Here is a 12,606-nt window from a genome sequence, read left to right on the forward strand (position 1 = left end):
TCGCGAAATGAGATCAATTTTATCTAAATTATATATTGTTTATATTAATTTTGAAAACTACAATGAATATTACAGACAATTCGGAACGGGAGGGGAAGGCAGCATGAAACACTACGGATTACCGAAAGCGCAAGGGCTGTATCGTCCGGAATTTGAACATGACGCGTGCGGGATCGGGTTTTATGCGCATTTAAAAGGAAAAGCATCGCATGATGTGATCGAAAAAGCGCTCCATATGCTCCGTCAACTTGAACATCGGGGCGGGCAGGGAAGCGATCCGGAAACGGGCGACGGCGCGGGCATTATGACGCAAATTCCTCACGAATATTTTCAAGACGTGTGCAATCGGATGAACTTGCCGGAAAAAGGGCGCTATGGGGTCGGGATGTTCTTTTTGCCGGAAAATGAAGAAAAACGGGCGTATTATGAAGCAAAAGTAAATGAAATCATCGCCCAGGAAGGACAACAGCTGCTCGGCTGGCGGACCGTGCCGGTTGACGGTACCAAGCTTGGCAAGCTGGCGCGGCAAAGCCAACCGTTCATTCGTCAAGTGTTTGTCGCGGCAGGGGATGATGCGGCCGATGAGCTGGCGTTTGAACGGAAGCTGTATGTGATCCGCAAACAGTTCGAAAAATGGGTGGAACACAACGAGTGCTATGTAGCGAGCTTCTCGAGCCGGACGATTGTCTATAAAGGGCTGCTTACGCCGGAACAAATCGATGCGTTTTATTTGGATTTGCAGGATGAACGGTTCCGCTCGGCGTTTGCCCTCGTGCACTCGCGCTTCAGCACGAACACGTTCCCGAGCTGGGAGCGGGCCCATCCGAACCGCTATTTGATTCATAACGGCGAGATCAACACGCTCCGCGGCAATGTCAACTGGATGGCGGCGCGCGAGAAGCAATTTGTGTCGGAAGCGTTCGGCGCCGATTTGGAAAAAGTGTTGCCGATTTTGGATACAAACGGGAGCGACTCGTCGATTTTGGACAATGCGTTTGAATTTTTCGTTCTTGCTGGCCGTAATCCGGCCCATGTGGCGATGATGCTCATTCCGGAACCGTGGTTTTGGGATGAACAAATGGATGACGCGAAAAAGGCGTTTTACGAGTATCATAGCTGTCTCATGGAGCCGTGGGACGGCCCAACGGCGATTTCGTTCACCGACGGCAAGCAAATCGGCGCCATTTTGGACCGGAACGGCTTGCGCCCGGCCCGCTATTACGTCACGAAAGACGATTACATTGTTTTCTCGTCCGAGGTCGGCGTCATTGATATCGATCCGAACAACATTTTATATAAGGAACGGCTGAGCCCGGGGAAAATGTTGCTTGTTGATTTAGAGCAAGGGCGGATCATTTCCGACCAGGAAATTAAAGAAGAAATGGCGAGCCAACAGCCGTACCGCCAATGGATCAATGAGCAAATGATCACGCTTGGCGATCTGGAGATTCCGGAGGACGTCGAAGCGCCGAAGCAGCTTGTCAAACGGCAAAAAGCGTTCGGCTACACGTTTGAAGATGTGGAAAAAACGATTTTACCGATGGCGACGGAAGGAAAAGACCCAACCGGCGCCATGGGCATGGATGCCCCGTTGGCGGTATTGTCGGAGCGGCCGCAAAGCTTGTTCAACTACTTCAAGCAGCTGTTTGCCCAAGTCACGAACCCGCCGATTGACGCGATTCGCGAGTATGTCGTCACGTCAACGATGACGCTGCTCGGCAAAGAAGGAAACATTTTGCATCCAGACGCCAAAGCGGCGCGGCGCATTCGCTTGGAAACTCCGCTATTGACGAACGAAGAATTGGCCGCGTTAAAAGCCAATCCGTATCCGGAGTTTACATGTGTGGTGCTGCCGACGCTGTTTACGGATGACTTGAAGCAAGCGTTGGATGAGTTGTTTGCCAAAGCGGACGAAGCGATCGCGAACGGGGCAACGCTTCTCGTTTTGTCCGATCGCGGCGTTGATGAGACGCATGTGGCGATTCCGGTGTTGCTGGCGGTGAGCGGGCTTCATCAACACCTGATCCGGAACGGGACGCGCACAAACGTCAGCCTGCTGGTCGAAAGCGGCGAAGCGCGCGAAGTCCATCATTTTGCGGCGCTGATCGGCTACGGGGCGGACGCCATTAACCCGTACTTGGCGCTCGAGACGATCCGCCAGGCGTCCGAAAACGGCGTCATTGCCTTGTCGTACCGTGACGCGGTGAGCACGTATAGGAAGGCGGCTGTTGACGGTGTGGTCAAAGTGATGTCAAAAATGGGCATCTCGACGGTGCAAAGCTACCGCGGTGCGCAAATTTTTGAAGCCGTTGGCATCGGCAACGCCGTCATTGATCAATACTTCACCGGCACCGCCTCGCAAATTGGCGGCATCGGGCTTGAGGAAATCGCCAAAGAGGCGAAAATGCGCCATGAAGCGGCATTTGCCGCCCGGCACGAAGATCATGTGCTCGATACCGGCAGCGAGCTGCAATGGCGGCGCAACGGCGAACATCACGCGTTCAATCCGAAGACGATCCATTTGTTGCAATGGGCGTGCCGGAAAAATGATTACAATCTTTATAAGCAATATTCGAAACTGGCCAATGAAGAACAGTTGACGTTCTTGCGCAACTTGTTCGACTTCGATCCGAACCGGACGCCGGTGCCGATTGAAGAAGTCGAGCCGGTCGAGTCGATTGTCCGCCGCTTCAAAACCGGAGCGATGTCGTTTGGCTCGATCAGCCAAGAGGCGCATGAGGCGTTGGCGATTGCCATGAACCGGATCGGTGGAAAAAGCAACAGCGGTGAAGGCGGGGAAGACCCGGCTCGCTATGTGAAGGACGAAAACGGCGACTGGCGCCGCAGCGCGATCAAGCAGGTCGCTTCCGGGCGTTTTGGCGTGAAAAGTCATTATTTGGTCAACGCCGACGAATTGCAAATTAAAATGGCCCAAGGGGCAAAACCAGGCGAAGGCGGGCAGCTTCCGGCCAACAAAGTGTACCCGTGGGTCGGCAAAGTGCGCGGCTCGACGCCGGGGGTGGAGCTCATTTCTCCGCCGCCGCACCATGACATTTACTCGATCGAAGATTTGGCTCAGCTCATTTACGACTTAAAAAATGCGAACAAAGACGCGCGCATCAGCGTTAAGCTCGTCGCCAAAGCGGGCGTCGGCACGATTGCGGCCGGCGTGGCGAAAGGGAACGCCGATGTCATCGTCATCAGCGGTTATGACGGTGGCACGGGCGCGTCGCCGAAGACGAGCATTAAGCACGCAGGGCTTCCATGGGAGCTCGGTTTGGCGGAAACACACCAGACGCTGATGCTCAACGGCTTGCGCGACCGCGTCGTGTTGGAAACCGACGGCAAACTGATGACCGGCCGCGACGTTGTGATGGCGGCGCTGTTTGGCGCCGAGGAATTTGGGTTTGCGACGGCGCCGCTCGTCGTGTTGGGCTGCGTCATGATGCGCGTTTGCCATCTGGATACATGTCCGGTCGGGGTGGCGACGCAAAATCCGGAGCTGCGCAAAAAATTTACCGGCCAACCGGAACATGTCGTCAACTTCATGTATTTTGTCGCTCAGGAAGTGCGGGAGATCATGGCCGAGCTCGGCTTCCGCACGATCGACGAGATGGTGGGCCGCGTCGATGTGCTGACAGTGAGTGAGCGGGCGAAAACGCATTGGAAAGCGAAACATCTCGACTTGTCGCGCCTGCTGCACCAAGTCGACGGCCCGCGCACTTGCGGCCAAGGACAAACCCATCGCATGGAAGAAACGCTTGACTATACGACGATTTTGCCGGCGGTGCAGCCGGCGCTCGAAAACCGGGAGCCGGTTGCGCTTGAACTTACGATCCGCAACGTCCATCGGACGGTCGGAGCGATGACCGGCAGCGAAATTTCGAAACGGTACGGCGAAGAAGGATTGCCGGATGATACGATCCGCCTCCGCTTCACCGGATCGGCAGGGCAGAGCTTCGCGGCGTTTGTGCCGAAAGGGATGACGCTCGAGCTTGTCGGCGACGCGAACGATTACGTCGGCAAGGGACTCTCCGGCGGCAAAGTGATCGTCCGTCCGCCGGATGAGGCGCCGTTTGCGGCAGCGGACAACGTCATTATCGGCAACGTCGCCTTCTACGGAGCGACGGGCGGCGAGGCGTATATTCGCGGCCGCGCCGGCGAGCGGTTCTGCGTGCGCAACAGCGGCGTCCATGCCGTTGTCGAGGGCGTCGGCGACCACGGCTGTGAGTACATGACCGGCGGCCGTGTCGTCATCCTCGGCTCGGTCGGCAAAAACTTCGCCGCTGGCATGTCGGGGGGCATCGCCTACGTCCTCGCTGATGAAGATAGCTGGACGCAAGCAGCCAACCTTGAGCTCGTTTCCTTGGAACGGCTCGAGAATGAGGAAGAAATTCGCGCCGTCCGCCGGATGATCGAAAACCATTTCCGCTATACCGGGAGTCCGCGGGCCTCGCTGGTGCTTGACGAGTGGGACGCTTATGTGAAACGGTTTGTCAAAGTCATTCCGCACAACTACAAACTGATGGTGGAAACGATTCAAGCGCTCGAACAATCCGGGCTTTCGTATGATGAAGCTGCCATGGCGGCGTTTGAAACGGTGGCGAAACAGAAAAAAGCGGCTGCCGCCAACGCTCCAATGTTGCAAGCGGCCGCAAAGTAGTCCCGCTTTTTCGGTCGGCTGCGCATGGCGGCGCCGCTTCGGCCCCGCGCCGCCGCGGGGCTCGCTTTTTGGCTGCCAAACAGGCGGGAAGGATAGAGCGGAGAGAAGAGAGGACGCAGAAGGAGGGGAACCGTCGTGGGAAAAGCAACGGGGTTTATGGAATATGCTCGCGAGGAAGAAAAAAAGCGCGACCCGCTTTCCCGTCTTGACGATTGGAAGGAATATACAAAGCCGTTTTCCGAAGACGTGTTGGCGCGCCAAGGAGCTCGCTGTATGGATTGCGGCACGCCGTTTTGCCATATGGGATTGGAGCTGAACGGTCTCACCTCGGGGTGCCCGGTGCACAACTTCATTCCGGAATGGAACGATTTGGTGTACCGCGGCCGTTGGAAAGAAGCGCTCGATCGGCTCTTGAAAACGAACAACTTTCCAGAGTTTACGGGCCGCGTCTGTCCGGCGCCGTGCGAAGGATCGTGTACGGTGGCCATTTCCGACCCAGCGGTGGCGATCAAAGGAATCGAACGGGCCATTATTGATAAAGGGTTTGCCGAAGGTTGGGTGAAACCGCGCATCCCGAAAACGCGCACCGGAAAAAAGGTGGCTATCGTCGGCTCCGGCCCGGCCGGGCTCGCCTGTGCCGACCAGCTTAACCAAGCCGGCCATTCGGTGACGGTGTACGAGCGGGCCGATCGCATCGGCGGCTTGTTGATGTACGGGATCCCGAACATGAAGCTGGAAAAAGACATCGTCGAACGGCGAGTGCGGCTGCTTGAAGAAGAGGGCATCACCTTTGTTGTAAACACCGAAGTCGGCAAAGATATTACCGCCGATGAGCTGCGCGCTCAATACGATGCCGTTGTGTTGTGCGTTGGGGCGCAAAAGCAGCGCGATTTGGCCATTGAAGGTCGGGAGCTTACAGGCGTTCATTTTGCCATGGATTATTTAACAGGCGTCACGAAAAGTTTGCTCGATTCGAATTTTGCCGACGGTCAGTTTATTGACGCCAAGAACAAACGTGTCATCGTCATCGGCGGCGGCGACACGGGGGCTGACTGTGTGGCGACCGCGCTGCGCCAAGGCTGCAAAAGCGTCGTCCAGTTTGGCAAACACCCGGCGTTGCCGGACAAGCGCCCAGACGATAACCCGTGGCCGCAATATCCGCTCGTGTTCACGCTTGATTATGCGTATGAGGAAGCGAAGGCGAAATTCGGGGCAGACCCGCGCCAATATTGCATTCAAACGAAAAAAATCGTAGGCGACGAGCACGGCCGGGTGAAAGAACTGCATACGGTTCAAATGGAAAAAATCATTGATGAAAACGGCAAAGCGACCTTTCAAGAAATTCCGGGGACGGAGCAAGTATGGCCGTGCGATTTGGTGTTCATCGCGATTGGCTTCGAAGGTCCTGAACAGCCACTGTTGCAGCAGTTTGGTGTGGAAACGGTCAACAATAAAGTGAAAGCTCCGTACGGCAAATATACGACAAACATTGAAGGCGTGTTTGCGGCCGGCGACGCCCGCCGCGGCCAAAGCCTGATCGTTTGGGCGATTCACGAAGGCCGGGGGGCGGCCCGTGAAGTGGACCGGTTCCTGATGGGAGAGACGAAGCTGCCGTCGTAACGGTTGTTTCCTCCTTAAAAAGTGCTGCTTTTTAAGGAGGATTTTTCTTTTGTTCGTAAAAATATTATTGAGAAACTTTCAATGTTTCTTTTGGGTTTCATCTCCATACAAATCTATTTGACGATCTCGTAGTGGACAACCGACTGATGTGGTTGTGAGGAAGCATCGATAAGGAGTGAGTCAGAGTGAACCGACGATTATGGATGATAGCGGCTGTCGGCGCGGTCTTTTTTTTAGCTGTTTGGGCAAGCGTGGCAGCCGGGGTGACAAAGGCGGCTGACGAAGGTGGGCTGCAGCTGTTTGATTCATGGCAATGGCTCGATCCGTTTACGTTTCTCGGCAATGGGAAAACAATAGGCATCATCAGTGTGATGCTTGTTATTGGTTTATGGTTTTTCCGCCGCGATGTCTATGGAATGGTGTTGGTGGTCGTCGCTGTTGGTGGGGGGTATGGCATCAATGAATGGATCAAGCATGTGGTTGGGCGGGAGCGCCCGCCGCATGCCGAGATCGGAGGATTCAGTTTTCCGAGCGGCCACGCGATGATCGGGACGATTTATTTGTTGCTTTTGGCGTATTTTTTGGCGCAAACGCGCACAAAGCGCGGGGAGCGGGCGGCCATTTACGGCGTGTTTGCGACGCTGGCGCTCTTAACCGGCTTAAGCCGGCTAAGCTTGCAAGTGCATTATCCGTCTGATGTGCTTGGCGGGTTTGTGCTTGGCGGCGCTTACTTGTCGGCCTGCCTTGCTCTTTATCGGATGTCGATTCATCGAGGCGACCGTTGGTAGCTGATCATCAAAAAATCACTTTTGCCCCATAGTGATTTGATGATGAAGCCGATTCATCGGCTTGATCTAGCGTCTCGTCTTGTCGAAAAGGCGCAGAAAATCTCTTTTTCTATACTATGACGTTGTGTGGGACCATGATACAATGGAGGAAAGGAGGTGAGAAACGATGAGTCAAGCCGAACTCGTGCAACTAATGGCTGAATTGCTTGACCAAAAGTTGAATCCGATCCACATGCGGCTCGATCGGATCGAAGGCGATGTCCGGGCCCTTCAAGAAGGACAAGCGCGTTTGGAAATTGAGATCCAAGCGCTGAAAGAAGGACAGGCGCGCTTGGAAGGTGAAGTGCAGTTGTTGCAAGAGGGACAAGCCCGCTTGGAACAGCGACTTGACCGAGTGGAAGAGGATGTGCGCACATTAAAAGCGGACATGGACATGGTCAAAGGCGATGTGCAAACGTTGAAAGCAGACATGGACATGGTCAAAGGCGATGTGCAAACGTTGAAAGCGGACATGGACATGGTCAAAGGCGACGTGCAAACGCTGAAAGCGGACATGGACATGGTCAAAGGCGATGTGCAAACGTTGAAAGCAGACATGGACATGGTCAAGGGCGATGTGCAAACGTTGAAAGCGGACATGGACATGGTCAAGGGCGATGTGCAAACGTTGAAAGCGGACATGGACATGGTCAAGGGCGACGTGCAAACGTTGAAAGCGGACATGGACATGGTCAAGGGCGACGTGCAAACGTTGAAAGCAGACATGGACATGGTCAAGGGCGATGTGCAAACGTTGAAAGCAGACATGGACATGGTCAAAGGCGATGTGCAAACGTTGAAAGCGGACATGGACGTGGTCAAAGGCGATGTGCAAACGCTGAAAGCGGACATGGACGTGGTCAAAGGCGACGTGCAAACGCTCAAAGAAGGACAACAACGGCTTGAAGTGAAAGTTGAACGGGTCGAAGAAAAAGTGGACAACCTTGCAACAGAAATGCGGAGCCACTTTCGCCACATCGAGAACATGCTTCATAAGCATCAGGCCGCTCTTGATCTGGCTTCGCGCGAATTCTCTTCCAAGCAAACATCCATCGATTATTTGATAAAAAAAGTGGCCGAGCATGATATGGAAATTTTCCACTTAAAACATCATCTCCAACTGTAATGTTCTTCATCGCAAGCAGGAACCGAGAAGACTGGTGACAAACAACCGTTGGAAAACAAAACGGAGAAAGAGGGTGGTGTTTCCGACAGTGTCAGCTTAAGAAGCGCTGTTGGAGCACCACCCTATCCGCGAGCCTTCTAGAGGGCTGGCGAAAAACGGTTGTTTCTTTTGAGCAATGGGGGAGCGTTTGAAAGATGATCCTGATGCGACAAGGCTTTTCTATTTGAGAAACGAGGTTGGTAAGGGACCTGCTCCCTTAAATCACCGGCATCCTAGCGAACCGGCAGCATCTGGAAACGTGCGAGGAAATAAGGCGTATTTTCAACGGTCTTCTAGACAGCTTTTTCTGCATATATTTTTATAGAAAAAACCAGTGACAAGGGGGAAGCGATATGGCGGCCCGGATCGTGAAAACAGGGTATGCGTTGGCGTTTTTGTGCATCATTGCCGGCATCGTGTATTTTTTTGCCGCCAACTGGCCGGAGATGGGGCGAGAGGCGAAAGTCGGAATCAGTATCGGCATGATGGCGGGGTTTTATGGAGCAAGCGCTGCTTTGGCGGGCCGCCATCGCTTTTTAGGGCGCTGGATGTTGATCGGTGGGGTGTTGTCGTTTGGCATCTCATTGGCGTTAGTAGGACAAATTTATAATTCTCACGCCGACAGTTATTGGTTGTTCCTCATTTGGCTGGCGCCGACAGCGTTGTTGGCGCGGCTGACGAAAGATCCGGCGCTTTCGGTCATCGCTGTCGTGCTGCTGCAACTTGCTTGCTGGTTTTATTATTTTCCTTCCGCTTACCATATCGAGTGGACGGAATGGGCATCGTTTGGCTGGCTGCTTCTGTTCGCTGTGGTCAACGGCGCGCTCGTTCGCTTCAGCCGTTCGCCTTGGACAGCGTATCCCGCGTATGCGGCGATGCACGGCTGGCTGCTTGTCATCGGCATCACCGGCTTTTCGTACGGGCGCGATGTTTGGTGGCCGTACGTGTATGCGGCGCTGCTTGTCGGGCTGCTTTACTACTTTTTCTCGGTTGCCAAACAGCGTGGCTATGGTTTGCTGACGAGTTTGTTTGCCGGCTTGTTTTTGTTCATTCAATACCACCGTTTGCTGGTGGATCATTTTGAAACATGGCTGCTTCTTCTCGGACTTGTCGTTTCCACCATCGTCCTGTACGGCGGGGTCGTCTTTTTGCGCCGGGCCGGAGTGTTTTCGGCGAGAACGCGGGCCGGGAAATGGTTTTTGGCTGCGTTTCAAGCGGTGATTACGCTCGCAGCTTCGTCGTTGGCCATATCGAGTTTGCTCGGTTTGTATTTTCTGTGGGCGGACACGTGGTCGCCGTATGTGCTGTTTTTCCTTTCGATCTTTGGATTGGTGCTTCCGGCTTGGCTCGGCCGCCGTTGGAACGCCGTTGTGCGTTATACGCTGCTGGCGGTCGGTTACGGGCTTGGCTGGACGGTGACGTGGGAACTGTCGACGGTGGTGTTGGTTCTTTATATCGCCGTGCTCGCCGTGGGAGTGATCCGTGTCCCGGAGCGCGGGATGCAGCGGTTGACGACGGTTGCGTTGACGCTTTATTTGTATGTAGTGCTTGATGGGAACATGGAGAATGGACGGGTGGAGCTGTTGCTGCTCGCCCTATGGAACGGGGCGTTGTACGCGTACAGTCGATGGAGAGGGAAGACGGCCGCGACCCCGCTCGTGCTGGCGCTTAGTGCGCTCGGGATTGCGACAAGTGTTCACATCTCCGAACCTGATGGGCTTTATATGGCGTCCAATCTCGCTATGGTAGCGGTGCTCGCCTTTTTCTTGTTTCAACGACGGCGCCGCGAGCGGACCATTGCTTGGGGGTATACCGTTCTTTATTTTGTGCTCAAATATTATGAGCTGGCGTGGAACTTGCTCCATAAATCGGTCAGTTTGTTGGCGGCTGGGGTGGTGTTGCTCGCTTGGGCTGTTTGGCTGGAAAAACGGAATCGGCTTCATTTCCCTAAGGAGGCGGCGTGGCCTCGCAACGTTTCCTTCGGTGTCCTGTTGATCGTTGTTGCCCAATTTCTGTTTACCGGATATACCGTATGGGAGAAAGAACGGCTATTGCGAGACGGACAGGTGGTAAAATTAGCGCTCGAGCCGGTGGATCCGCGTTCTGTGCTGCAAGGGGATTATATCCGGCTTCGCTATGACATTTCTACGATCTCGTCTCTGGATGGAAACGGCAAGGTGAAAGTTGCGCTGCGAAAGGGACCGGATGGGGTGCACCGCTTTGCTGGGGTGTACGCCGTGAATGGGGAAGAATGGCCCGGATTTAAGCGGCAACAAGGGGATATTTTGATTAACGGCACTTTTTATAGTACGCAAGTCGTATACGGGATTGAATCGTATTTCGTGCCGGAACAAAGCGGGGAACGGTGGCGGGACGCCCGCTTCGCTTATGTGCGCGTCAGCCGAAACGGCGATGCGCTGCTTGAAAAGATCGGCGCAGAATGAGCGAACTGGGGAGCGGGCCTGCTTGAGCGTCCGCTCCTTATCGACATACAGGCGGTGTTTTCGCAAAAAGGGCTGTTCGTATGGACAACTGGGTCAACGGCACGTACCATGTAACAAGTTTAGGAAAAGTCAACGGCAGCACGCTGGTGTTGCGTCCGGAATGAGCGGTCAAGTCAAGCGGGGGGCTACTCCCCCGCATAACGTTCAAGCACGCGGTCGACGGATCGGCCATACGATTCGCCAAACAGATTCAAATGCACGAGTAAATAAAACAGCTGGTAAAGCGGTTTTCGTTCATGATACTCCGGAGTAAGGGGCATCAGCTCTTGATAGCTTGCATAAAACCGAGCGGGAAAGCCGCCAAACAGCTCGGTGAACGCGATCTCCAACTCATAATGACCGTAAAACACGGACGGGTCGATCAAATAAGGAGCTCCGCCGGGACCGGGAAGCCAGTTGCCGCCCCATAAGTCGCCGTGCAACAACGACGGAAAACAATCGTTTGGAATCCAGCGGTCAAGCCGCTCAAGCAGCCGCTCCAACTTTCTTTGTCGCTCGGCGGGCAGGAGGCCGTTTGCCGCCGCCCGTTTCATTTGCGGGGCGAGTCGGGCATCGCGGTAATAGTCAAGCCAGCGGCCGTACCAGCCGTTTCGTTGCGGCAGCGTCCCGATATATGTATCGTGGTCGAGCCCGAACGCCGGCCCGCGGCATCGATGGAGGCGGGCGAGGCCGCGCCCGAGCTGTTTGGCCGTCTGCGCTGTTTCTGTTCCTTCAATCCACTCGAGGACAAGCCAGCCCCATCCGTTTGCTTCCCCCACGCCAAAGACAGCCGGGACGTGGATGGCGTCCGCCTGGCGAAGCCGTTCCAATCCTGCTTGTTCGGCGGTGAAAAAGCCGGTTGGCGGAAAGCGCTGCATTTTGATGAAATACGTTTGCTTGCCGCTTTGGACGCGGTAGGCGTCATTGATGTCGCCGCCGGATACGCGCCGCCAATGGCGGATTCGTGAATCATCGCCGATTGAGCGAAGCGCCTCTTGTAACATCGCTTCCCGGTTCATGACGTTCCTCCCGTCAGCTGTTCGTTAAGTTCTTTCAGCACGTCGCCAATTTTCCGTTGCTGGATGACGGCGTCAGCGAGATCATCAAGTTCCGTCGGTTCCCAATTGATGATGACGAGTTTGGCGCCGTTTCGTTTGGCGACAAGCGGCAGTTGGTTCGCCGGCGCTACTTGCAAGGATGAGCCGAGCACAAGGAACAAGTCCGCTTGGCGGGCGGCTTCCCACGCTGCATTGATGGCATTCTCCGGCAGCGGCTCGCCAAACAATACGACCGATGGACGCAAAACACCGCCGCATTCGCACGTCAACACACCGTGCAAATAGACAAAGCTAGGCTTTGATTGCCCGCACCGCTGACAATGGACGGTTCGGAGCGAGCCGTGCAGTTCGATGACGCATCGGCTGCCGGCTTGTTGATGAAATCCATCGACGTTTTGCGTCACAATCGTCTGCACGATTCCGCGCTGCTCCCAGTCGGCGAGCAGGCGATGTCCATCATGCGGCTGGCATTGCTGCAAGGTGCGGATGCGATATTGGTAAAACTCGACAAACGACTCGCGGCGGCGGTACAACGCATCGATGGTAGCGAGTTCGCTCGGGTTAAAACGCGCCCACAGCCCGGTGCGCGGCGAACGGAAATCCGGCAGCCCGCTTTCGGTCGACATGCCGGCGCCGGTAAGCACCACCGTTCGGCGCGATTCGGCGAGCCAAGAGGCAATGGTCATAGTTGATTCCTCCTTGATCATGCGCTTCTTCCTCGTTAAAGCTTCACACGCCCCTTTTTCTATCGATTCGACAATCATTTTGCTTTTCCTTTCCGCCGGTTTCC

7 protein-coding genes are annotated in these 12,606 nt (G+C 55.0%); 5 read left to right on the plus strand and 2 right to left on the minus strand.

What is annotated here, in order from left to right; genetic code table 11:
- Positions 1 to 103: 103 nt before the first annotated feature.
- From gltB to ACTVIM_RS06945, 5 genes are all read left to right on the plus strand, one after another.
- Complete coding sequence (gltB, locus tag ACTVIM_RS06925; RefSeq protein ID WP_445614038.1) at positions 104 to 4,663, plus strand: glutamate synthase large subunit; 4,560 nt, start codon at positions 104 to 106, stop codon at positions 4,661 to 4,663.
- 135 nt (positions 4,664 to 4,798) lie between these two features.
- The gene (locus tag ACTVIM_RS06930) at positions 4,799 to 6,283 is read left to right on the plus strand and encodes a glutamate synthase subunit beta (RefSeq protein WP_445614039.1); all 1,485 of its coding nucleotides are present in this window, start codon (positions 4,799 to 4,801) and stop codon (positions 6,281 to 6,283) included.
- Positions 6,284 to 6,486: 203 nt separating this feature from the next.
- Positions 6,487 to 7,071, plus strand: a complete 585-nt coding sequence (locus ACTVIM_RS06935) for a phosphatase PAP2 family protein (RefSeq protein WP_445614321.1) — start codon at positions 6,487 to 6,489, stop codon at positions 7,069 to 7,071.
- Between the two features lie 166 nt (positions 7,072 to 7,237).
- Positions 7,238 to 8,236, plus strand: coding sequence for a hypothetical protein (locus ACTVIM_RS06940; protein ID WP_445614040.1), 999 nt, complete (start codon positions 7,238 to 7,240; stop codon positions 8,234 to 8,236).
- 392 nt (positions 8,237 to 8,628) lie between these two features.
- A complete protein-coding gene (locus ACTVIM_RS06945; RefSeq protein WP_445614041.1) occupies positions 8,629 to 10,719 on the plus strand; it encodes a GDYXXLXY domain-containing protein in 2,091 nt (696 codons plus the stop codon).
- A 185-nt stretch (positions 10,720 to 10,904) separates the two neighbouring features.
- Here the strand turns inward: ACTVIM_RS06945 and ACTVIM_RS06950 are convergent, their stop codons facing one another.
- Both ACTVIM_RS06950 and ACTVIM_RS06955 read right to left on the minus strand, forming a co-directional pair.
- Positions 10,905 to 11,777: a fructosamine kinase family protein gene (locus tag ACTVIM_RS06950; RefSeq protein ID WP_445614042.1), complete on the minus strand. Its 873-nt coding sequence runs from the start codon at positions 11,775 to 11,777 to the stop codon at positions 10,905 to 10,907.
- Positions 11,774 to 12,502: an NAD-dependent deacylase gene (locus ACTVIM_RS06955; RefSeq protein WP_033022699.1), complete on the minus strand. Its 729-nt coding sequence runs from the start codon at positions 12,500 to 12,502 to the stop codon at positions 11,774 to 11,776. The genes ACTVIM_RS06950 and ACTVIM_RS06955 overlap by 4 nt, the downstream gene beginning before the upstream one ends.
- Positions 12,503 to 12,606: the final 104 nt, after the last annotated feature.

Source organism: Geobacillus sp. YF-1 (genome assembly GCF_052692335.1).